Source organism: Exiguobacterium sp. SH5S4, assembly GCF_004337045.1.
In the GTDB taxonomy this organism is placed as follows: domain Bacteria; phylum Bacillota; class Bacilli; order Exiguobacteriales; family Exiguobacteriaceae; genus Exiguobacterium; species Exiguobacterium aurantiacum_A.
In genome coordinates this window covers 34,371-55,317 of the sequence record NZ_SJUQ01000018.1, presented here as the reverse complement: position 1 = coordinate 55,317, position 20,947 = coordinate 34,371, and the positions used below count along the sequence as shown (strand labels likewise).

The window sequence follows — 20,947 nt, the reverse complement described above, 5'->3', positions numbered from 1 at the left end:
AGATATAAATATTACATTAAAAGATGAACGTAAAACAAATTTAAAAGTAGGTTTCCCTACTTAGATTTTAGATTATTGATTAGAATTCAGACTACCTTTTCATGATGGGACAGCCACTCAGAGAGGTGGTTTTGACTTAGGACTTTAATAACTGAATCTATATGTGTATTTAAATGTTCCTCGATCTCTTTCCGTAATTTAAAGCCTAGCTTACGGTAGGAAGAGGAAGGATTGATGTAGCAACGTTCTCCAATCTCCTTGGAATCATCTCCAAGAACAGTCACGAGACTGACCGTCACCTTGCTATTGACCGTTTTACTACTGTCACAATGAGAGACCATTTGAACGACAGTACGGAACGTCGCTCGGATTGAATTGTTAGATGTGCTGTCCCTCTCGATCTCCATCAATATTTTAGGTTCTTTGTTATACCCGACCATGCGTTCCATATAAAACAATTCTTCGGGGAAATTCATAATCTTCATATATTTATATTGCTTAATCATCTTCTCAATCCAATCTATTCTATAATTTCAACCATTGCGTGACTTGCGTAAAGAATGAGGTGGATGCTTGAGCATCCCCCACACTCTTTGAAGCGTTGTCCCTAACGTTATGAATCAGTTCCTCATTGCACGAGTAATCCATCGACATACACATGTCCTGATACTCATTGATGGCGTTCACCTCTGTCACATAATTGACGTTAGACTGAGCTATCGCCACGTTCTGTTCGCCATATATGTGTGGGAATAGTACCCATCCCACAAACGACAAAGGAAGGGCGATCATGACTAAAACAGTGATGTTGGTCATCGTTTTCTTCATGAGACACCCTTCCTTTCTTATTTATTTTCGTTGTCTATAAATTTCGACTTTCGATGCTCACTACCTTCTTTATCGGCTCATTTTTGTGTTTTTATCTGTTTTTTCATTGATGGATAATCTTATCAAAAAGACTATATTTACGATCACCATTGTAATGATAACCAAAGTTGCTTTTACCCCGAAATACTCAATCCCATAGAGGACAGCAAGCAATGTAATGCTTCCAATCATTATGGCGTCTGCAATTTTCACTTAGACTCATAATCTTTCATCTCCTTCATCCCTTTCATCAATCCAGCTTTTAATCCGCCATCTTTCCCTAATCGGATACTTGTCTTTTTAAGACTGCGTGCTGCTTCTTTATCATCATCACTAGACTCTGGATCATCAATAATCTTTTGAAAGAATTCAAGTTCTTCTTGATGATGGTCACGCATCGCTTCTTTTTTTAATTTTCGTTTGTACATTACGTTACCAAGGATCATAGATATTGTGGCTGAGAGCACAACCAGGTAACTGTCTTGAAAAATTCCGACAATGACCAATCCGAATCCACCAAAGGAACATATCTTTATATCTCGTATATATCTTTCGAGTTCGATATAACTGAAAATATGGATGTCTAATTTTTCTGTGTAATACATATATAAATTGCGTATGGATTCATACATGAAATACAAAGCCACGGTCATCATAAAAGCTATTGTAGGTATACTCATTATCATCTTCACTCCCTCTACTCGTTCCCGTCTACAATCTATTCTATCTCTGTGTTGATGAAGTGCGGTTCGAAATTATTCAAGATCTAGTTCCGAATGCGAATCTAAAACCAAAAACCATTACACCGATTCCACCAATAAAAAGGAACACATTTGCAATTTTAAAATCACCTTGACTAAGAGTAAGTACATCTATCTCACTCAATATAAGTATGAATCCCATGAGGATGCTCAATTTAAGAAAGAACATCATTCCTTTTAAATTCTTTTTATCGGATGATTCGGGCTGTGAAAGAGATGTATCTACTTTTCCCATTGTTTTTTTCTCCTTTTTTTCTCTCGGTCGAATTTACCGCAAATCACTTTTTCACTTTTTCGTCCGAGTAAATTTCGATTAAATTTTTAGCGAATTCTTTTTTTGAATCGCTTGTGTTCGGATCTTCTATCATCGCTTCCCAAACCTTAATCTGCGTCTCCATATGGTCATCGACAGAAAGCATGTCTTTTATAAAGGTGTGTGTAGTCCAATTTATAATTAAAGCTATGATTATCCCGAAAAATAGTGTGCAGTAAGTTTCAAAAGAAAAGCCACGTTCATTTCCAAACCATAAAGAAATACTCGCCATCACAAGACCGACTGTACTTATTTTGACAACCTCAAAACCACGTTCCTTGATTCTATGCCTTGCTAGAGTGTGAACAAGATTAACTTTCCCTACGAATGAATGATAGACAATCCATGTTGAATGAACAGCTAATAAAGCAATACTTGTTATGGCAAATACGTTCATAATTTACGTCCTCCGTTTTTTCTTTATACGAAGCTATTTATTCTTCATATTTGCGTTCATGTTTTTTCATCTCTTCTGCCAATTTCCGTACCTGTTTACGCAAGTGATTATCATATTGGAAGATAACCCAATCAGACAGAATTGGCATCCCTACAATGAGCAACATCGTGAGTATAAGTTCCGTCTCGGATTTTATAGGTTCCCATTCACCCATGAATAAATTCCACGCTTGAAAATAACCGAATGCCATTACGAGGATTGTAATTACATAGATGAAGGTGATTTGTTTAACCTTCCACGATCTTGTCCAGTAGTCCCAATAAAGTTTTTTGGTGAAGTCCATAAACATGAGCCATCCACCGATGGCTGTGATAACGAGAAAATATCCCTTAAAGGTCTCAAGAATACTTTGTAATTGCATTTGGTTTCTCCTTTTTTTCATCATAAATCTAAACCAAAGTCGTTTTTTCAATCAATAGTTATATTAGGTAAATCAATCACATAGACTTCATTTTCGAAAATGCTGTCTCGGCTTAAATCAAATTTTGTAGGTAAAGAGTAATATTGCTCTTTTACACCATTCATTTTTTTCGGTTCTTCTAAGAAGTTCAACGTCCACCCAAAACCATCAGCAAAACGTTTACTGACTTCTTGCGTGTCATTTTCATGTACGTAAAGAGTTCGAACCGCACGTTTCACTGGTATATTATCCATTGCATCTAACAACAGCCAATTCGGTTTGTTTCTGACTTCATCGAACACTTTAATTTCTAGTCGTGTGTCACCATCTGTTTTTACAAAATACTCAATTTCCCTTGCATGGATCGCTAACGTCTGTTCTTCCGTATCAAGAGAGATTGTATTGTCCCGACTAATGGATGTACCAAACCGAATGTCATTCACAACTATTGAAGAGGAATCAATTTCCTTCCAACCCGAATCCTTAAATGCCCCATCAGCATCCCTTACGATAATTCCGTAAATGGATGAAACAAGCATATACCCTAAGAAAAGCCCAGCAATGACTAATATCCCTCCGAAAACATAAGGGAAATATGATTTAGGATTTTCTTGTTTTTCAATTGAACGCTTCATCGAATCACTCCATTCTTATAAAGTCAGTGTGGCCTGAACGTCGAAAATGTTTGAGCCACACTGATTTAAGTTGAATCATCTTGTTCAGTTTTGATAAGCAACGATGATATATTCTCCATCATTGTTTTGAAGTTCATCAATTTTCCGATGTACCGTTTTTGTATAATCTTCGTATTCTCCAACCATGAGTAGCGTTGCTTCCTCTTTGCTCACGATCTGTTTAAAGTGATGTTTCAACACTCGATCAAATTCTGCATCATAATCACCTTGTTTGTGAGCATAGAGTTCTACCATGTCCGATCCGTCAAACGTTCTAAACTCAATCACTGTGTTCTCCACGTTAGAACGTTGATTCACCAAGAATAAAATCCCCTTAGCAAAATCTTCCGATTTTTCGTGCCCTTGAAGTTGATAGCTAAAAATTTTAGTCGTTTCCATTTTTTAAATCCCCTTTTGAGTTATTTGGTTATTTTGAATAGAGCGATAAATAAATTTTGCGAATCTCTTCTTTCTCGATCACAACCACATTTTGTTCGTCAATTATACAGACGGCAAAAGGACTGTACACCACCACTCTCCCATCATCCTTCACGTCCACACGGATCACATCCACAACACCGTCCAAGCCATCTATAACGGCTTGAACAGTCTCTATGACTAACGTTCTATTTATCAACTGACGAAAGGCTACAAACGTCTTTAAATCAGTTTCATGATATATGATATGTTCCAAATGTTGCCCACCCCAATCATTGTTTTGAAAACAACTCTTCTTTCCATGTCCTTTTCAACGTCTTGTACGATGGATTATAAAATGCATTGTTTCTTGGATTGACTTTCTCAAACAAAAGATTACCACCATAATTTTCTGCATAATGTTCACTAAGAGGAATGAAATCCTCTTCCTTCAAATACAATGATAAAGTTGCACGTCTTTCTGCTGCGGAATTATCAGAAGTTCGTTCATCTATTTTTTCTTCCGACACTCTGACTGTAAAATATGATTCGTTATCAGTGAAATACATATTATGAACATTGTCATAGGTAGTTCTGAAAATACCTTCGTCCGTTTCTATCAAGTAATCGGGTGTGTCTTTCATTCGATCTTCAAATCGTATTGATTGTATTAAAACCGACTCACTTTCTATTACTTGCCATCTGTTAACTGAATCTAATTTCTCTCCAATATTATTAACAGCCACTTCTTTAGTTGGTAGAATTTTTGCCAACAAAAAAGGGGACAGGAGAATTACAACCAACACTAATGTTAGTGACACATACTTAATTGTAATTCTCCATTTGCCAACCTTATTATTCTCCATTGAAATCCCCTTTCATAAGCATTAGATTACCAATCCCTTATTCAATGACTTGTGGCGAATCCCAACCTTTCGATAGGTCAATATAGTTATCAGGTAGTTTCGTAATAGTCGGTTCAACATTATCTAACGTAAGTGTCGAACTGAATGCTTCCGCATAATTTTTGCTCACCAATTTTAAGTCGTTTTCATTGACGTAGACAACTAACACAGCCCGTTCTCGTTCACCATCTTTCTCTTTAAAAATGGTCATGTTCATGCGTGATTCATCTTCTGTTTTTGCAAGGTAATGAACGTTTTCCATATCCAATACAATAGTACCTTCGTTTGTATCGAACATGATTTGTTTCCCTCTAAATTGTTTGGTCGAAAAATGAACGTTCTCGATAGCAACACTTTCTTGGTGTTCAACATCCCAATTCAACATCGCTTTCTCCAACATTTTTTCGCCTGATCTATCTACAAAAGTTAAGATTAAAAGTAGCACTCCTGTCATTACAACTGCGAACAATAATATAGATTTTCTTTCTTCACTCATGATTTAATCACCCTTTGAGTCCTTTTTATTGTTAAGCATCATACATACAATCCCGATAGCAGCCGATACAATCAGGACTGCAACAATTAAAATAAAAGCAAAAGAATTGAATATCCACCAAAGTTGAAAAGCTTTTATAAATAATGCCCCACTAAACGGGGCATTATTTATCATTAATTCATCTCGCCTTCGAATGATTCATGCAACCAATTCAATGCCATGAATCCAAGTATACTCAGCACGATCATTGTGAATCCAAACACCCAAACACCTGACATATGCTCCACATTTTTAACAAGGATTGAACTTACAAGTGAGATGACAAGCAGTAACACTTGAACCAACATGATAGTGGCTGATTTTCTGAACATTTTAAATTTCTCCCGTCTTTGCTGACAGAACAACCGATGATACGCTATACTTATAGTGTCGAGTTATAAGAGCGTGTGGCTATCCGCCATGCGTTTTTTTGTTGCCATTTTTAATCCATTGACCGTTTATATCCAATCACTAACACTTGCCCGATAATGATATAAAGCAAAAGCGAGGGAAGCAATATCCTATCGCCTGCTCCCCAAGCGATCGAAAAGATAATCGTTGAAAATAGGAGTCCTTTATACAGGCTCACCTTATTACCTTTAGCCTGTTTCTCCTTGTTAAATCTCCGAACCATATATTCGATTAACAAGACGTTCACAACGAATATCAAACCCATATAACTACTAGCCATTTCTTTCCCCTTCCTCGGACTTACACCCGATTCATCAGTTCAGTTAAGGCAAACGGATATTTCTCGACGAATTTATAGCGATCTTGATGCAGGTTCGTCGTGAAATTCGTGAGGGAATTGATGTGTAGCAACTCTTCGAACAACCTCTCGTTCTCTTCGTAAAAAGTCTCGATGCTCGACGTCGCTTTCCAATGTTTCATGCTTCGAACTCCATTAGCCGTGAGTGCAGCATCCATTTTCGTCTGCGTCGCCTTCTCTCGTTTCTTCTCGTTCGATTCAATTTGCGACATGATTTTTTTCACGATTCCAGTCGCATATCGTCTAACCAATTCCTCCGTCGCACTCTCGGTCACTTGATGGTTCAATGTAGTGGTCATCATGCATGTTCCTTTCCCTGACAGGAAAGCCGTGAATTCTGTAATGTCGAGTTACAAAAGCGTGTGGCATCCCGTCATCCGTTTATTTAAACAAATAAGAAGTAGTACATGGTGGCGACAAACAAGGTTGGTACTAGAATCTTCACCACACTCATCACGAGCCTGAGAACCGTTTTAAAGACGAGACCGACAAGAACCAATAGAATGACAAGCGAGATGCTCGAACTCCACATACCAAGGATAATCGTTGATAAATCCATACCTTCACCTCCATCTGATTTTATGTAATGCCCTTGAACTCCTTTCCTAACTTACTCTTTTATTATAGCATGACTTTATACTAAAAACAATAAATAATACATCAAATAATGCAATAGTTACAACGGAAAACGCTTTGATTTCAGTACCGTTCTTTCAATGAACAGTCAGGATGACTTGAGTCATCCCGTCTGTTCGTTTTATTTAGGCTCTTGCTTCTTTTAGAGTGTCAAAGTTTTTCATACTGAGGACGTGTTGGGCATAAGCGTATTCGAACGCTTTCTTATTGATATAGGCATGGACTTCGAGCAAGTCTGTGATGTACCAACGTTGCTCCCCACGGACGTTCTCAATACGATTCAGGATGGTCGTATATGTCGGTTTGTTTCCCTCAGTCAATGTCTCGAACAAGCTATTGGCGTCCTTGATCTTCATCTCCGTCACGTTCGTCGGCGTGAACGAAAGACGGTAATGAATGTTTTCAGCTTCATGATAAGCCATGTAGACACCCGATTTGATTTGTTCTAATTCTTCGACCGTATTAAACACGGCTTCAATCTTTCCATAATGCTCATTCTCGAAATGAAAGACCATATGTTCATTCCGTTCTTCAACGACCACTTTTCCATATACGCCCGTTCGAACGGTCGCTTGGTCTGCCATCCCTTGAATCAACTCCAGTTGTTTTTTTCGAGTGGAATAACGTTTTCCTGTGATGTTTTGAAGTTCTGTGATTTTCATATTGGTCTGTCTCCTTTGATTTTCCCTCGGGCGAAATCGCCCCCTGAGGGTGAATTTTTGCCGTTTTGACACGTTCGACGAACAGCCATCGCAAGGGAAACGTCAAGGGTCTCAGCCAGTCTACTTTTTTTCGTTCAGGAGGGTTTTATGGACGAAAAAAATCGACTGCCCCTTGATGTTGACCGCCGTGACGTGTGCGAGTGACAGGGGAAGAAGCGAAGCCGATCCTTGCCCTGTCAGAGTCCGTCACGTTCGATAGGATGTATCGTCCGAGGGGAAAAACGGTAAACATTCGTGGTCTTCCGTTCCGACTTGGCGGAACGTTCCCTGCTTGCCTGAGCAAGCCCACGGTCTTGACCTTGACCTGACGCTCCGAGCGTCCCGTCAAATCGTGCAGGAACGTACAGCCCGACACGTCCCTCGGACGTGCAGCCAATGGCCGGTTCATCTCCGATGATCTCGCTATTGGCGACGGAGTGTCGTTATCGCGCGATTTAGGGGCGTTGCGGTGGGTTGTGGGGGCTTGGGTGGTCGATGCCCTTCCGAACACCTTACCCCCCGCCCCATGAGCCATAAAACGCTTTTAACATAAAAAAAGAGCAGGGATGCCCCTACTCTCGTTCGATACTATTCGTTTTGTCATACCACTTTTCAAATCGGTCGATACATCGGCGGAGTCCTACCCCACTTAATATCACGATCCCGATACAGAACGTGAAGAAAAATATCGTGACTCGGTTGTGAGCATTCGTGCCGACCATATAATTGTTCTGTAAATGATACATGATAATAAACACGGTAATACTTCCTGCCACATACAAATTGACAATATTACCTTTAAACCACTTCAAATTCATTCCCCCGAAACGAGACAGCAACATCCCTTTTCAATTCTTTGGTTCAATCGCCTTTAAAAACGTTTGCTTCACTAGCGTGTACACATCGTCATCCAACTCACTTAAATAGTTGATGAATGCGATCTGGACGACTTCTTTGAGCAAGTAACCATTTTTGATTTGACTGACCCGTTGCACTTCTTCATTGGAAATTCGGACGGTGAAGATGGTCAACGTCGTGGGAAGATACGGGTTGTCCCGATATGCTCCCATCAATTCGATGAATCTTCCTTTGGTCTTTAATTCGAACGATAAATCTTCTAACGTGACTTCCCTTAGTCGTGTCTCCAATCTGCGAATCATGTCGATGAATAACTCGTTGTAACTGTACTGTGACAATGATTCTTTAGCGTCTGTACCTAAATGCCTATCCATGATCCATTCGAGAAAGGGTGACTTTTGGTTGCTCAGAACGTCGAAGACACTATCGAACAACACTTTGTAAAATGGGTGTACCTTATAGGTTTTTGTAGGATAAGACATACATGGAAACTCCAATCTGTGGGGTACGTTCACCATATCTCCGTACGCCCTTTAATCAGATTGAGTGTATCATATCCATGTATTGAAGTAGTGACGTTTTTTATCGTTTCCATACCTGTGAAGTTCCTGTCTCTCTCTTTTGAACGGATAAAGTCATGGCTCCTGTGTTGAGAAAATTAAATGCTTTGAAGCGATATTCGCCGTTGACCGTCACTTGTATCTGACCTAAATGGTCAGCAAGTCCGTCGGGTCTTCCTTGGACGTCATAAGCGACACTATATCCATTCTGTTTTAATCCCGTCTCGTCTAACCGTGTCTCTGCATATTGTTTTAGTGAAGGGGTGACGCCCCCTCGCATCTCGGCTTCCCGAGTAATATCGGCTGCCACTACCGACGCTTGGTGCGATTGGACTCCATAAATCGCTAGATCGGGAATGAAAATGATAAATGGTATGAGCATGAGTAGAGCAAAAGCCGTTCCTACAATTCCCTTCATCTTAAATCCTCCTTTGATTTGATAAAAGGGCAGTCAGTTGAATGACTGCCCTTTTAAATCTTACTCCCATCCTGTCGGTACTTTAGAAGTTCCTGTCTTGAATTGGTTCATGACGTCCGTGAAGACGTCCTTACCGAACAAGATGACGATTGCTCCGACGAGGATTCCAAGGGCGACACCGATATAGACAAGCACGCCTTCTTCCGACGTTCCTTTAGCCGACGTTTCTTCTGAGTTAAAGTTACGGACACGTTCGATGACGTTCCCTTTGAGGATTTCTGCTTTAGCGTATAGTTTCTGCGAGTAGGTTGTTAACATGGTTAGTTGCTCCTTTGAATGTGTATTAGAATGTTGTGAAGTTTGAGAACTGCGTATACATGAGCACACCGACAAACGTGAGTATAACGACGATGTATGGAAGGATAATCGAGATGATGTAGTTATCAAGTACGTTTTCACGGTTCTCGATCTCTTCGTTATACGTCCCTTCCTTCAACTCACTCATGATTTCTAACTGATAGTTCAAGATGCTTGCTGAGTTTTTCGTATCAACTTTCATCATCTGTTCGAGTGCAATCATAAACTCTTTGGCTTCTCGGATTTGAACCCGATTCGCAAAGTTTATGAACGGTCGTGAATCAGCAGGATATAGTTCAATCTCCGTTATCAGGTTCTCGACATATGGGTGTAAGTGTTCTCCTGCATACGTGATACTTTCTTTGATTGCCGTTAATGGTGAGCGACTTTCTAACAGGATGGAGAGTGAAGAGAAATAGTCAGGTAGTTCCATCCGTAGTTGATTGAGATAGTTTTCTTTTCGCTTCTGCAATCGTTTCATCGGGATATTGAAGATCAGTACGGCGACGGGCAATGAGATGTATGTGATGACCGGTACATCAAATGCACTTCCGATACCATAAGCGTAAATGACAGCCATGAATGCCAATCCAAATCGAATGAGCATGAAGCGATTGAATGATTGCGGTGACTTGGCATCTTCTAGTTGGTATTCGATATAGGCTCGATACCGATTCCAAGATGTAAACCGTTCTAAGAACGGTAAGTCCCTGGCATTCTCTCGTTCCTCCTGTTCTTGTTTCAATACCGACTTCAAGACATATTTCTTACGCACCTGAATATCAGAGAGCGTAAGAATTGTCTTGTAAGCGAGGACACCGATAAGGACTAGAAGGACGACCGATATGACTTGAGTTAGTGTCACGTTCTCAATCATATCCATACTGCCTTACTCCCATCCTGTCGGTACTTTAGAAGTTCCTGTCTTGAATTGGTTCATGACGTCCGTGAAGACGTCCTTACCGAACAAGATGACGATTGCTCCGACGAGGATTCCAAGGGCGACACCGATATAGACAAGCACGCCTTCTTCCGACGTTCCTTTAGCCGACGTTTCTTCTGAGTTAAAGTTACGGACACGTTCGATGACGTTCCCTTTGAGGATTTCTGCTTTAGCGTATAGTTTCTGCGAGTAGGTTGCTAACATGGTTAGTTGCTCCTTTGAATGTGTTTGGTTTTTAAGAGTCGGTCGGGTCATAAATTTCAATCTTTGCCAACCGTGTGTAGATGAATAATACATAGATCAAGGCGATGAACATGATGATGTTTGATACGGCGTTGTTTTGTATGGCTAAGAAATTGTCATACGAAATCAGGATGAACATGAACGGGATTGAGAACATTAGTAGACATAACGTCCGCCATATTTTGAACTGAGAACGATACACCATTGCGAGACGCTGTTTGAAGACCTCCTTTTTCTTCATTTGGTTGGCGACCTCTCGAAGTCTGCTTGTATCAGAACTCCCACTGTCCTCAATGACTTGGATTTGGTCATGGAACAGTAGGACGATCTTTTGGGGATAAGCTTTGTTGAAATCGTGAAACGCTTGTTTCGGCGTCTTGCCCTCACTCAAAATGAGGTATGCCTTTTCTAACCTTGACTTCAACGGTTCTTCTAGGCTCGGCAAGATGGAGGAAATCGCCCCTTTCAAATTGCCGAACGTGCCGTATGCCGTCGTGAGAGACGACATATACACACTGAGATGATGGTCAGTCTCTTGGATATAATCACGCTTGATGGTGTGAAGTTTGATGATAGTTGCAACGACACCACCTAGCAACGATAACGGAATCAATGTGAGAAACGCTTTGAAGTAGACAAAGAATGCGATAATGCCGATCACCGTTCCAGTGATGAAATAAGTGACATACATTTGTTTGGTGTATGGTTTATGGTATTGCTCGGCTTGTTCCATAACATAGGATGGAACAAGATAGTTCAGGAACGGGTATCGGCTTCGGATTGTTTTTCGTTCGTCTTCGGAGTCATTCAAGACCTTAGAAAGACGTTTTCGTTTCGACGATGGTTCGAAGTCGATCACTTTCAGAATCAACACGTAGGCGACGATGCCGATGACGAACAACATGAGCACGTTCAGCACATCTTGAAGGGTCATACGTTCACCGCCTTGAGAGGGGCGAAAGCTTCGATGGCTGCCAAGTCCCTGTGATAACTCATTAGTTCCTGCCAAAGTTCGGGCGACATAGCCGATTGGATCTCGTGACGTTCTGTCATCTCGTTAAATCTGACGAGTGTATTTCCGTTCGCTTTACCGTTTTCGAATCCTCTATACTCGACGACTTCATGAATGCGTCGGACGTTCCCGAATCTTTTCAGATGAATCCCGATTCTGAAACCGTCTTCTGAGACGATTCGATTGCCATAGATATGGGCTTCTTGCATCTCACCTTCTTGACACAAATCAACGAATCGTGAGACCGAACCGAATGCCGATTTTGAGTGCAGCGTCGTATTGACGATATGACCTGTCCCGACGGCTTTCAGGATGAATAACGCTTCTCCACCACGAGATTCTTGAATCATGATGTAGTCAGGGTTTTGACGCATGGCGTTTTTCAAATGGTATTGATAACCGTACTCCGTCCCACTGTCTCCCTTCGCCCCACGGTTCTTCCACATCTTGATGGAGAATTTATCTTTAGGATAAATTTCATCAAGGTAAGATTCAGGGGTATCTTCAATCATGATGATGGTTGCGTTCGGTTTCGTGTAGCGTGTGAAGTATCGGAGCAATTCTGTTTTCCCTGTACCTGTTTCTCCACCAATCAAGTGTGATTGGGTGGCGAATGTCAGGCTCAACAGGTTATAAATGTTCTCGTCCATATATCCCGATTGAATCATGTAGTCTTTACTCAAACGTAGGTTCTTAGAGATTGTCCGCATCTGTAAATTCGGACTCGGACTTAAATCGAAACCGACGACGTTGATACGGATTTGAGGGAAAATCGCATCGAATGACGGGCTACCATATGAGAAGTTTTGGTCACTGGCGAATGCGAAACGGCTCAATAATTCGACATACGATTGTTCGTTGTCGAATTTCAAATCGACGTGATACTTTCCTTTTGTAACGTGATCAACCCAAATGTTGTCGTACCCGTTACATGAGATGTCGGTAATGTCAGGGTCGTTTCGGAGTTCTTCGAGCACGTCCAGTCCAACGATACGTTCGACGATGATATTTGTTACTTCGTCCAAAGTCAGGTCGTCTAAATATTCTTTGTGACGCTGTGTGAAGTCTGTCTTGGAAATGATCTTGGTGATTTGTTGTCGAAGTTTAGCACGTTTTGATTCGTTCCCGAACGCATCTCGAATCAATTCCTTGTATTCATCTGTCTTGAGGGTTGTTTTGACGTCCTCGATTACTCGGGTGTCTAACCCTTCACTTCGTCGGTTCGATGTTCTCGTCCCTGATTGAACGTTCAGGTACACGAGATTGTCGAGGTTGAGTCGGTTTTTGTTTCTCAGGTTCGGTTGCCGATATTTCGGTAATGTGTTCTTCACGAGTCATTACCCCCGTCCACTAAATACTTTTTGTAAGAGCGATGAATTCTGATTTTCTACCGTCACTTGGATTTGAATACCTAAATCTAATACGAGTCGTTCAAGTGATCGACGGATCAATTCTGAATCAGGCTGTAAAGCCAATTCTTCTTTTTGACGCTCTGGATCGAACGGGATGATGCAGTTTGTGTCGAGGAGACTCTTATACTCACTACCAGGCACTTCCTCACTCGCCATGTTTAGAACGTCATGCCATTTATCCCGTAACTCTTTGTTTTGTTCGAACAGGAATCGTTTCGCATCTTTTTGTTTCATCAGTTTCGTGATAGAAGGGGTCGTGACAGAAATGATGTGGTCACTATGTTTCATCATTTCAAATGTGAACATGTGATCGACGTCGTTAGCGAGTTTACATACGATGAAGTCGTACTCTTGTTCTAGCAGCGTCGAGGTGAACCGTTCCACATAATCAAGTACAAACTCTTCAACGTTCTCTCCCGAATAATCAATCAGGTCAGGAACATCGACGTCTTTAATATCCATCGGGAAGACGAGGAACGAGACTTCTTTTTCGATTCCTTGATAGATTGCCTTTTGCTTGCGATCACCATTCGCCACAATGTCTTCATGCGAGAGGATATAGTTTTTGACGGACGCGAATTCGCCTTGTGTGGTGCGTTCAAAGTAACTGTTAATGTCCTTGCCCTCCGTATGGATTTGAAGGGCTTTTGAAATGAGTGGATTGTTTGTATCGAGTTCGACGTACAAGACGCTGTAATTTTGCTGTGCAAGCAAGTTCGAGAAAGCCAACGATACCGTTCTCAAACCTTGTGATTCAGCATTGGCATAGAAAGAAATGATTTTTTTCTTTTTCATTGGGTCTCTTCTCCCCCCTCTTCTGTTTCTTCATACTCACCGTTGATGTAACGCATGATTTCTTCGTCTGACAATTCCTCGCCCTCAGCCGACGGGTTATACGAGTGGCTTGTGGCGACAGGAACTACATCCCCGACCAATTTTGCTTTGTTCAATGCCCCGTTCAGTTCACTTGGGACTGCAAAGATATAGATGGATGCGAGTGACGGTTCTGTGCTTGCCGTGTTTTGCTCATCGTTCTGTTCTTGCTTTCCTTCGTTTTGGAAGACGTTCGATGCTTGAGCATCCTTAACAGCCACGACACGCACATTCGCTCCTAAGCGACCGTACATGACTTTTCCTTCGTTGTTGTCCTTCTTAGAACGGAAGTAGAGGTCAACATTGGCATTCGGGATGATGCTGTTTCCTAGTGATGTTTCGAGGTCAACGAGTAATGGGAACGCCACCTCATTTTCTTTAAGGTTCAAAATCGCACTATCAGGAAGCTGTTCTTTGGCTAAGATTTTTTCATCGTAAAGCATCGAGTTTTTCGGAATTCCGAATCCACTGACCGTCCATTTCCCAATGACCTTGTTTGGGTCGGTGATGGCGTTTGGTGGGACGGCTCGACTCGGGACTTCTTTCATGATAATCATGTCTTCCGTGATTTCTGTTCTCGGCGGAATTTCAGCCTTGGTGTAAACAACGTTCACGGCGTCGATTTCTGCACTGATTTGAAATCTTGTATAGAAGACGATTCCACATACAAGCGAGATGACGAGAAAGGCAGCCACCAGTTGTTTTTGAATCCTTTTCTTCTTCTTCATGGTGTTTCTCCTTATCGGTTTAGTTTTTTAGCTTCGATGATGTACACGTTCCGACTACGGGAAATGGTTTCTTCTTTTTTCGTGAAGTTCGTACTTCCTTCAAGGCTTGTGTACGCATCGGTTGCAATGATTGGTTGGTCAGTCAGATAGTAAATGTTCAGGAAACGATCTCCGTCTCGGTAGTTCACTGATTGAGCATAGTTTCGGACAAGTGCTTCTTTGGCGATCTCGGGGTCAATGGTCACTTCCTCACTGACCCTGAGATGCCCCATGTTCACAGATTGATTCAGAGCGTTTCGTGTGCCGTTATCGAGTGCATTTTGATTGTCTGTGGCAACGAAAGCCGTCTCATTGTAGGCGACGTAAAAAACAATCACGAACATTGCGAAGAATGTTACTAAGCCACCCCATATCACTTTACTCATGTAGCATCACTTCTTTCTCGGAATACTGATTTGATTGAACATTGACTTTCCTTTTTGCAATGGGTTCATTTCAGCATATTTTTGAATTTCAGCAATCTTATCTCTCGTGAGGTAATAAGTTGAGTTATAGCTTGAATTTGGGTTGAATGGGTCATTCGTCCAATTGCTGTACCAAGTTTTCAATGAGTTGATTGTCGTCACGTTGTTTTTCATGTTCCAACCGATCCCTGTTGGGAATGGTTCGTCAGGAGACAAAGGACGTTGATAGAAGTCATCGTTACCGTTCAAATCATTGATTGGAGAACCCTCGACATTGACGCCACCCGACACGCAAGTTGTCATGTTGTTTATTCCTGCACCCGTCGCTACTGTATCGAATTCTATTGTTCCGTTCGGATAGTCGAACGGGATATAGAACTTCGTCCCCCCGTTGATTAGCACGTCAGAGAGATTTCGTCTCGGGTGTGTTGAGGTGTTTGAATCGAAGACGTTCCCACTGAATTTCTCAAGGTAGACGTTCGGTAGTTTGAATGTCGTCGTGTTCATTCGGTTGAGACTTGCTTCATATCCACCGACCGTAAAATCACCGAAGCCGATTCCAGTTCGATAAGGATATGGAAGGTGGTTCGATAACGTCGGGAAGTAGGATTTCACTTGCTTCGTTCCAGTTCCATTTGATAGAGGGTCATCGTTCTGATAGATAGAAGAAACCGTGTAATCGAATCCGTACCCTGCCTTTCGGGTCATATGATTGCTCGGGATAGACAGTGACGTGATGACACGTTCACCGTACATCGTTTCTCCTTCTTCACTGTTGTTAACAGTGCGAACAACCCCCGACATTTCTGATGCTTCACCTAGAGGTGAGCACATTAGAACAGATTCGTTTGAAGCGACATAAATCGGAGTTTCGATTACGTTATTATCAAATGTTTTTTCATCGACTCCACTATACGAATAGCGATTCGAGTTAATATCTGCGATCACTTCACCGTCACTTGGTAAAGTCCAGTCAATTGTTACTTTGCTAAATGAGTTTTCCGTTAGAGTCGTTGTTTTAAATGCAACGGTCTGTGTTCCAAATTTCAGTGTATAGCTTGTACCAATTGTGGAAAGTGCTGTTTCTTTAGCTACAAGATCGTTATATTCTTTTTGATAATGACCAATTTCGACCGTCAATGAGTTGATGCTACATTCAAGGTTAGCAATCCGTTGTAATACCGGTTCCATCTGATTGACGATCTGCTGTGCTTTTGCATTATCTTCATCTTTAACAGCTTGATTGTATTGCGTGTTCAAGCTACTGTAAGTCGATTTCTCTTGACTTAATTTAGTTTGTTGTGAAGATTTTAGAGACGTACGATATGAAATATCATCTTGAATGTCAGCTTTCGCTTCATTTCGATTCGACGCATACGATTTCCGATAGAATGTAACGTTTGTTTGAGTGACTTGATTTGCCTGTACTGTTTTCCCATCAATTTCTCTTGCTTCAAGATCGAATTCATATTCATATCTAGGTACAGGAGTTACAGGTGCTTTACACATTCCGTCAGGCTTACCAGGCTTGCTCGGAGGTGGAGGTGGTGCTTGTGTCGGTGTATATTTCAACCTTGCTTGTGTACCTGCTGTTCCAAAATAAACACTGTTCGCCCATCTTTTGGCGTTTCCGTCTTCGGGCGTCCTCATTCCTAGCCATATTGTTGTTTGAGTTTCTTCTTGGTCAATCATTTGGTAGAGACGGTCAACCGAGAAATACTTTTGACCAACTTGACTAGGCAATTGACGTGGGTAAGTTCTTCGAGTAACAGGATAGTCTAATGTTTTGACCATACTGGCTTGTCCGCCTGATCTCATACTCAGATTTCCTTTGCCCCATGCTCGATTACCAAATTCAAATGGTGTCTTCAATTGGGTGTAGACAATCCAGTTATCAACCTTTTTGACGATGAACAATGCCCACTCTGCGTTTTCGTAATCGTCGGGGAACAGTTCTTTTAACGGGAGATAGGCTGAGAATCCAACGTTGTCATATCGCATATTACAGGTCAGGTTGTTTCGGTTTACTGCGGAAGCAGCACATTCGTTCCACACGCCTGCCCCTTGGTTGTTGTACTCAAGGTCTTCCGTTGCAGACAAATTTCCGAATTGATCGGCACTAAAGACTTTTGTCGAGCCGATGTTGTTTTTACCTGCCACTTTACGAGCGACGATATACGTTCTGTTATTGGTTGAAGTATGGCGTTTGTGACCGAATAAGACCGCATATCCCGTGAAGTTGAAATACTGTAAGTTCCCTTTTCCAAAGTCCCTTGAAGTGATGCGATAACCGTCGTTGATATACTTTTCGTTGTAGACGTCATAGGAGAGCCGTAACCCTTTTTCCATGTCGTGATCGTTCGAACCGTAGTTTTTGTTCCATCCACTTCTTACTGATGAAGGAACGTCATATGGATTGGCATTGACGGAGTTACTACTTATCAAAACGAGAAGCAACATCGTTGTTGCGACAAGTTTTTTCATGTCTTAAAACTTCTTTCTGAACACAAAGTAGAGGACGCCTGCAATGACAGCACTACCGACGGCCAGTCCGCCGAATAAGAACCCGTTATTACTTTTCGTTTCTCCTGCCGTTAGATTCGGTGTCTTGATTTCAGACACGACGTTTTCTTTGGCGTCATCCGTTTTCTCGTCTGATTCTGATTTCTCAACGTCCTCTTTCTTGTCGTCTTTCTTTTCAGCAGTTTCATTCTCTTCTTTTTTGTCTGCTTCTTTTTTGTCATCCGACGCTTTTTCTTTCGTCTCGGCAGTTACTTTTTCGTCTGATTTTGAATCGTCTTTTTGGCTGTCGTTTTTGGTTGCGACACTACTTGTTTGCTTTTCTTCACTTTTTTGACCCGTTTGACTGGTTTGTGTACTCGGTTTTGTTTCTGAGGAAACTTTTTCGTCACTTTTGGGAGAGTCACTAGGCTTGCTTGGTTGAGTTGGTGCAGGCTTCGTTGGTGCAGGTGCAGGCTTCGTTGGTGCAGGTGCAGGCTTCGTTGGTGCAGGTGCAGGCTTCGTTGGTGCAGGTGCAGGCTTCGTTGGTGCAGGTGCAGGCTTCGTTGGTGCAGGTGCAGGCTTCGTCGGTGCAGGTGCAGGCTTCGTCGGTGCAGGTGCAGGCTTCGTCGGTGCAGGTGCAGGTTCTTGATAATCATTCACTGTATAGAATGTGAGATCCGCAAAAAGGTATTTTCCACTTGCGAGTACCAATTCAACCGTTTGTCCGTTAACAACTTTTCCTGTATACATTCCTTCTGCCACGAAATATTTGTCTGTCTTGTTGTAACCGCCTGTGACAAGTCCTTTGCATTCACCAGTTGCTTGAGCACGAGTCCCGCCCTGATGTTTGCTTGCGTAAATTGTCATCGTACACGTTGTACGGTCGCCGTCTGCTTTTGCAGTTAGTGGCGATGTAAGCAAACCGACCGAGAGAGCCAAGACCCCAAGGCTCGTTGTAATTTTTTTAATCATGTTTTAAAACCCCTTTTTCGTTTTTTTGTTCTTACTAGATTAAGGATTGGAGAATGAGAAGTGCCGTAAAGATGAACGGTGCTTCCGCATGGACTTGTTTGCCTTTCCAATTTCGTTTGACTGTTCTTATCCCGATCTCACCGATCAAGCTGACAAAGATGTACACGACGATTGCCGTGAGGAATAAAAACATGGTGTCCCAATATGAAATGATGTTCAAGAACATGAATACGTTCACGAGCATCTTCACATCCCCTGCCCCAAAGGAGAGTATCGGCAACTTACTAAACAGGATGAAGAATGCGAGCGTATAGATACCAATAAGTAATGTGTTGATGAACTGCCCTGTTCCGAACGCAATCGACAAGAGAAGAATCGCCATCGGGTAATGAAGGAAGTTTTTGGTGATGCGATATTTCAGGTCGTACACGACGTTCACCATCATATATAGAAGAAAAACAAAAGAGAATATATGTTCGGTAGTCATGACTACTCCTTTCGCTAAAAATTAACTTACCGTATTTGGTAAGTTGAATGCCCTATTTCATAATCCTACCAAGAAATGTTTTTCGCTTACTCGGTAATTCTACTAAATCCTTTGGTAAAAATCTACTGATTATTGATAGTAAATTAGTCTCAAATTGAGTTTTTAGCACACTGTTTATATCATATAGCAGTTTTGTCTCCTGTAACGCCTGAATTACCATCGGATATTCGATGTATGGCAGCGTAGCGATCGGACGCTTTAACTGTTCGTAAATCTGATTGAGTGTGCGAACATCTTTTTCTTTGAAGTCCTTCATTAGCACCAGTTCGTAATTGTTTCCAACTTGCTCTTTCAAATGTTTCATTGCCGTGTACTCAGGTGTCGGGACTTCAACGCCATACTCTTCATAATTCAGATTAGCATAGTCGAATTTGATTGGGTCAGGTTCGACCGCAACCAAGACAAGGCTTGCGAGTCGCATAAGTTTCTGAACTTCGGGGTCTCTCCATCTATCAGAAATATCTAAGATAACGATGTTACTTTCAGTAGCATGGGTCAACATAAGAAGTTGATGATATTCGAATTCACTCAGACTTGGTTTAAGTGAATCAATGACATGCCAATGTACACCGAACTTGGTGAACGGACGTTCCTTGAGATTGCCCATCTGTTCTTCTCGAACGAATCGACTCAAGTCGAAGTAAGAATCGGTTTCTTCATGGATTTGGAGATAGTCGTACATATACGGCTTAATCAAAGGATGCTCTACATATGAGACGGAAAGCCCTCGCTCTCCAACCATTCTAGCAAGGTTTGTCGCTAAGATCGTCGAGCCTGCCGATCGATTCAATGAACCGACGACGATGATCTTAAATGGAATGCTCTCATAGATACGCTCGATTTTTTCTCGCTCGATGATTTTCTCTTGATAGACGATACGTTCTTTCTTCATGCTTTCGTCCAGTTCATCTTGCAACTCGTCTTCGATGATTTCTTCTTCGACTCCGAAATGCTCGACTAGATAGGACTCTAATGCCTGCAAGTTCTGTTCGAACAAGAAGTAACGGACGCCCTTCTCACGGAGCATTTGAATATAGGTTTCGCTTCCCTCCATCGTCTCGTGCAAGATGTAAAGATCGGGGGTCGTGAATTCAAGGCTATCTTCCAACGTTTTCATTGAAGAACAGAGTGTCATTTCGAATTCAGGAAGATTTTTTATGGTTGTAAGTTTCCGATTCAAGAGACTGAATAACGCATCACTCTTGACTACTGCTGTGATTTTCACCTTTACCCTCTCCCTTCGGTTTCTGAGATTCTTCTTCAAGGAAAAGGTTAAAGACTTCCATGAACAATTCATCTTTCTTTTCTTTCGGAATCGAGTTCATGAACATTTCCAAATCAGAAAAGTGGTTTGGTACATCGCCATCGTTTTGAACGACCTGTTCTCTTGTGTTCAAAAATGAATCAACTAGAATCTTTTGCATTTCTCCAACATCACCACCCGTCAATTCCGCATTCGCTTTAGCGACATTCACGAGATGATGCTGCACGACTTTCATTTCATCTTGGATTCGTCGAAAGACCAATTTTTCAAAGACCCTCTCGGTCTTCCCCGAAACCAATTCTTGATAATTGATCGTTGCCATATCTGCACTCCTTACTCAAAATGAATACTGTTTTTCC

Annotated in this window: 28 protein-coding genes; all 28 read right to left on the bottom strand. The window is 41.7% G+C overall.

Translation table 11 applies throughout. The features are described 5' to 3' along the window. Window positions 1–86: 86 nt before the first annotated feature. Entirely contained in the window at window positions 87–506 is a 420-nt protein-coding gene (locus EVJ32_RS10945) for a hypothetical protein (RefSeq protein ID WP_131458390.1), read from the bottom strand. A 19-nt stretch (window positions 507–525) separates the two neighbouring features. Beyond that, window positions 526–828 carry a hypothetical protein gene (locus EVJ32_RS10940; RefSeq protein WP_131458389.1) on the bottom strand — a complete coding sequence of 101 codons (303 nt, stop codon included), beginning with the start codon at window positions 826–828 and terminating at the stop codon, window positions 526–528. A 248-nt stretch (window positions 829–1,076) separates the two neighbouring features. Further along, window positions 1,077–1,547 carry a hypothetical protein gene (locus EVJ32_RS10935; RefSeq protein ID WP_131458387.1) on the bottom strand — a complete coding sequence of 157 codons (471 nt, stop codon included), beginning with the start codon at window positions 1,545–1,547 and terminating at the stop codon, window positions 1,077–1,079. 79 nt (window positions 1,548–1,626) lie between these two features. Further along, window positions 1,627–1,863 carry a hypothetical protein gene (locus EVJ32_RS10930; protein ID WP_131458385.1) on the bottom strand — a complete coding sequence of 79 codons (237 nt, stop codon included), beginning with the start codon at window positions 1,861–1,863 and terminating at the stop codon, window positions 1,627–1,629. 43 nt (window positions 1,864–1,906) lie between these two features. Further along, a complete protein-coding gene (locus tag EVJ32_RS10925) occupies window positions 1,907–2,338 on the bottom strand; it encodes a hypothetical protein (protein ID WP_131458383.1) in 432 nt (143 codons plus the stop codon). 37 nt (window positions 2,339–2,375) lie between these two features. Then, a complete protein-coding gene (locus tag EVJ32_RS10920; protein ID WP_131458381.1) occupies window positions 2,376–2,759 on the bottom strand; it encodes a hypothetical protein in 384 nt (127 codons plus the stop codon). Window positions 2,760–2,806: 47 nt separating this feature from the next. Then, entirely contained in the window at window positions 2,807–3,433 is a 627-nt protein-coding gene (locus EVJ32_RS10915; RefSeq protein ID WP_131458379.1) for a hypothetical protein, read from the bottom strand. 84 nt (window positions 3,434–3,517) lie between these two features. Next, complete coding sequence (locus tag EVJ32_RS10910; RefSeq protein ID WP_131458377.1) at window positions 3,518–3,871, bottom strand: hypothetical protein; 354 nt, start codon at window positions 3,869–3,871, stop codon at window positions 3,518–3,520. Between the two features lie 28 nt (window positions 3,872–3,899). Next, entirely contained in the window at window positions 3,900–4,166 is a 267-nt protein-coding gene (locus tag EVJ32_RS10905) for a hypothetical protein (protein ID WP_131458375.1), read from the bottom strand. A gap of 16 nt (window positions 4,167–4,182) precedes the next feature. Beyond that, window positions 4,183–4,755: a hypothetical protein gene (locus tag EVJ32_RS10900; protein ID WP_131458373.1), complete on the bottom strand. Its 573-nt coding sequence runs from the start codon at window positions 4,753–4,755 to the stop codon at window positions 4,183–4,185. Window positions 4,756–4,792: 37 nt separating this feature from the next. Further along, a complete protein-coding gene (locus EVJ32_RS10895) occupies window positions 4,793–5,290 on the bottom strand; it encodes a hypothetical protein (RefSeq protein WP_131458371.1) in 498 nt (165 codons plus the stop codon). Between the two features lie 750 nt (window positions 5,291–6,040). Continuing rightward, entirely contained in the window at window positions 6,041–6,397 is a 357-nt protein-coding gene (locus EVJ32_RS10890) for a DUF1140 family protein (protein WP_161568800.1), read from the bottom strand. Window positions 6,398–6,859: 462 nt separating this feature from the next. Beyond that, the gene (locus tag EVJ32_RS10885) at window positions 6,860–7,396 is read right to left on the bottom strand and encodes a hypothetical protein (RefSeq protein WP_131458367.1); all 537 of its coding nucleotides are present in this window, start codon (window positions 7,394–7,396) and stop codon (window positions 6,860–6,862) included. Window positions 7,397–8,283: 887 nt separating this feature from the next. Next, window positions 8,284–8,595: a hypothetical protein gene (locus tag EVJ32_RS10880; RefSeq protein ID WP_131458365.1), complete on the bottom strand. Its 312-nt coding sequence runs from the start codon at window positions 8,593–8,595 to the stop codon at window positions 8,284–8,286. A 280-nt stretch (window positions 8,596–8,875) separates the two neighbouring features. Continuing rightward, window positions 8,876–9,271 carry a DUF4320 family protein gene (locus EVJ32_RS10875; protein WP_131458363.1) on the bottom strand — a complete coding sequence of 132 codons (396 nt, stop codon included), beginning with the start codon at window positions 9,269–9,271 and terminating at the stop codon, window positions 8,876–8,878. 60 nt (window positions 9,272–9,331) lie between these two features. Further along, on the bottom strand, window positions 9,332–9,589 hold the full coding sequence (locus EVJ32_RS10870; RefSeq protein WP_131458361.1) for a hypothetical protein: 258 nt from the start codon (window positions 9,587–9,589) through the stop codon (window positions 9,332–9,334). A gap of 25 nt (window positions 9,590–9,614) precedes the next feature. Continuing rightward, on the bottom strand, window positions 9,615–10,511 hold the full coding sequence (locus EVJ32_RS10865) for a hypothetical protein (RefSeq protein ID WP_131458359.1): 897 nt from the start codon (window positions 10,509–10,511) through the stop codon (window positions 9,615–9,617). Between the two features lie 6 nt (window positions 10,512–10,517). Beyond that, window positions 10,518–10,775, bottom strand: coding sequence for a hypothetical protein (locus tag EVJ32_RS10860; RefSeq protein ID WP_131458357.1), 258 nt, complete (start codon window positions 10,773–10,775; stop codon window positions 10,518–10,520). A 31-nt stretch (window positions 10,776–10,806) separates the two neighbouring features. Continuing rightward, a complete protein-coding gene (locus EVJ32_RS10855; RefSeq protein ID WP_131458356.1) occupies window positions 10,807–11,748 on the bottom strand; it encodes a hypothetical protein in 942 nt (313 codons plus the stop codon). Further along, window positions 11,745–13,157: an ATPase, T2SS/T4P/T4SS family gene (locus EVJ32_RS10850; protein WP_131458355.1), complete on the bottom strand. Its 1,413-nt coding sequence runs from the start codon at window positions 13,155–13,157 to the stop codon at window positions 11,745–11,747. Before EVJ32_RS10850 ends, EVJ32_RS10855 begins: the two co-directional genes overlap by 4 nt. A 6-nt stretch (window positions 13,158–13,163) precedes the next feature. Then, window positions 13,164–14,033 (bottom strand): P-loop NTPase family protein, encoded by an 870-nt coding sequence (locus EVJ32_RS10845; protein ID WP_131458353.1) that lies wholly within the window; start codon window positions 14,031–14,033, stop codon window positions 13,164–13,166. Then, window positions 14,030–14,839, bottom strand: a complete 810-nt coding sequence (cpaB, locus tag EVJ32_RS10840) for a Flp pilus assembly protein CpaB (RefSeq protein ID WP_131458351.1) — start codon at window positions 14,837–14,839, stop codon at window positions 14,030–14,032. Before cpaB ends, EVJ32_RS10845 begins: the two co-directional genes overlap by 4 nt. A gap of 11 nt (window positions 14,840–14,850) precedes the next feature. Then, window positions 14,851–15,264 (bottom strand): DUF5411 family protein, encoded by a 414-nt coding sequence (locus EVJ32_RS10835; protein WP_131458349.1) that lies wholly within the window; start codon window positions 15,262–15,264, stop codon window positions 14,851–14,853. Window positions 15,265–15,270: 6 nt separating this feature from the next. After that, window positions 15,271–17,787 carry a hypothetical protein gene (locus tag EVJ32_RS10830; RefSeq protein ID WP_131458347.1) on the bottom strand — a complete coding sequence of 839 codons (2,517 nt, stop codon included), beginning with the start codon at window positions 17,785–17,787 and terminating at the stop codon, window positions 15,271–15,273. Window positions 17,788–17,790: 3 nt separating this feature from the next. Then, window positions 17,791–18,777 carry a hypothetical protein gene (locus EVJ32_RS16300; protein WP_201740693.1) on the bottom strand — a complete coding sequence of 329 codons (987 nt, stop codon included), beginning with the start codon at window positions 18,775–18,777 and terminating at the stop codon, window positions 17,791–17,793. Window positions 18,778–18,811: 34 nt separating this feature from the next. Continuing rightward, window positions 18,812–19,207: a hypothetical protein gene (locus EVJ32_RS10820; protein WP_161568799.1), complete on the bottom strand. Its 396-nt coding sequence runs from the start codon at window positions 19,205–19,207 to the stop codon at window positions 18,812–18,814. 109 nt (window positions 19,208–19,316) lie between these two features. Then, window positions 19,317–20,549 carry a hypothetical protein gene (locus EVJ32_RS10815; RefSeq protein ID WP_131458343.1) on the bottom strand — a complete coding sequence of 411 codons (1,233 nt, stop codon included), beginning with the start codon at window positions 20,547–20,549 and terminating at the stop codon, window positions 19,317–19,319. Continuing rightward, entirely contained in the window at window positions 20,521–20,910 is a 390-nt protein-coding gene (locus EVJ32_RS10810; protein ID WP_131458341.1) for a hypothetical protein, read from the bottom strand. The genes EVJ32_RS10815 and EVJ32_RS10810 overlap by 29 nt, the downstream gene beginning before the upstream one ends. Window positions 20,911–20,947: the final 37 nt, after the last annotated feature.

Coding starts and splice junctions, on each gene's coding strand:
- EVJ32_RS10945 (WP_131458390.1), bottom strand. CDS start 506: ATGATTAAGCAATATAAATATATGAAGATTATGAATTTCCCCGAAGAA.
- EVJ32_RS10940 (WP_131458389.1), bottom strand. CDS start 828: ATGAAGAAAACGATGACCAACATCACTGTTTTAGTCATGATCGCCCTT.
- EVJ32_RS10935 (WP_131458387.1), bottom strand. CDS start 1,547: ATGAGTATACCTACAATAGCTTTTATGATGACCGTGGCTTTGTATTTC.
- EVJ32_RS10930 (WP_131458385.1), bottom strand. CDS start 1,863: ATGGGAAAAGTAGATACATCTCTTTCACAGCCCGAATCATCCGATAAA.
- EVJ32_RS10925 (WP_131458383.1), bottom strand. CDS start 2,338: ATGAACGTATTTGCCATAACAAGTATTGCTTTATTAGCTGTTCATTCA.
- EVJ32_RS10920 (WP_131458381.1), bottom strand. CDS start 2,759: ATGCAATTACAAAGTATTCTTGAGACCTTTAAGGGATATTTTCTCGTT.
- EVJ32_RS10915 (WP_131458379.1), bottom strand. CDS start 3,433: ATGAAGCGTTCAATTGAAAAACAAGAAAATCCTAAATCATATTTCCCT.
- EVJ32_RS10910 (WP_131458377.1), bottom strand. CDS start 3,871: ATGGAAACGACTAAAATTTTTAGCTATCAACTTCAAGGGCACGAAAAA.
- EVJ32_RS10900 (WP_131458373.1), bottom strand. CDS start 4,755: ATGGAGAATAATAAGGTTGGCAAATGGAGAATTACAATTAAGTATGTG.
- EVJ32_RS10895 (WP_131458371.1), bottom strand. CDS start 5,290: ATGAGTGAAGAAAGAAAATCTATATTATTGTTCGCAGTTGTAATGACA.
- EVJ32_RS10890 (WP_161568800.1), bottom strand. CDS start 6,397: ATGACCACTACATTGAACCATCAAGTGACCGAGAGTGCGACGGAGGAA.
- EVJ32_RS10885 (WP_131458367.1), bottom strand. CDS start 7,396: ATGAAAATCACAGAACTTCAAAACATCACAGGAAAACGTTATTCCACT.
- EVJ32_RS10880 (WP_131458365.1), bottom strand. CDS start 8,595: ATGATTCGCAGATTGGAGACACGACTAAGGGAAGTCACGTTAGAAGAT.
- EVJ32_RS10875 (WP_131458363.1), bottom strand. CDS start 9,271: ATGAAGGGAATTGTAGGAACGGCTTTTGCTCTACTCATGCTCATACCA.
- EVJ32_RS10870 (WP_131458361.1), bottom strand. CDS start 9,589: ATGTTAACAACCTACTCGCAGAAACTATACGCTAAAGCAGAAATCCTC.
- EVJ32_RS10865 (WP_131458359.1), bottom strand. CDS start 10,511: ATGGATATGATTGAGAACGTGACACTAACTCAAGTCATATCGGTCGTC.
- EVJ32_RS10860 (WP_131458357.1), bottom strand. CDS start 10,775: ATGTTAGCAACCTACTCGCAGAAACTATACGCTAAAGCAGAAATCCTC.
- EVJ32_RS10855 (WP_131458356.1), bottom strand. CDS start 11,748: ATGACCCTTCAAGATGTGCTGAACGTGCTCATGTTGTTCGTCATCGGC.
- EVJ32_RS10845 (WP_131458353.1), bottom strand. CDS start 14,033: ATGAAAAAGAAAAAAATCATTTCTTTCTATGCCAATGCTGAATCACAA.
- cpaB (WP_131458351.1), bottom strand. CDS start 14,839: ATGAAGAAGAAGAAAAGGATTCAAAAACAACTGGTGGCTGCCTTTCTC.
- EVJ32_RS10835 (WP_131458349.1), bottom strand. CDS start 15,264: ATGAGTAAAGTGATATGGGGTGGCTTAGTAACATTCTTCGCAATGTTC.
- EVJ32_RS10830 (WP_131458347.1), bottom strand. CDS start 17,787: ATGAAAAAACTTGTCGCAACAACGATGTTGCTTCTCGTTTTGATAAGT.
- EVJ32_RS16300 (WP_201740693.1), bottom strand. CDS start 18,777: ATGATTAAAAAAATTACAACGAGCCTTGGGGTCTTGGCTCTCTCGGTC.
- EVJ32_RS10810 (WP_131458341.1), bottom strand. CDS start 20,910: ATGGCAACGATCAATTATCAAGAATTGGTTTCGGGGAAGACCGAGAGG.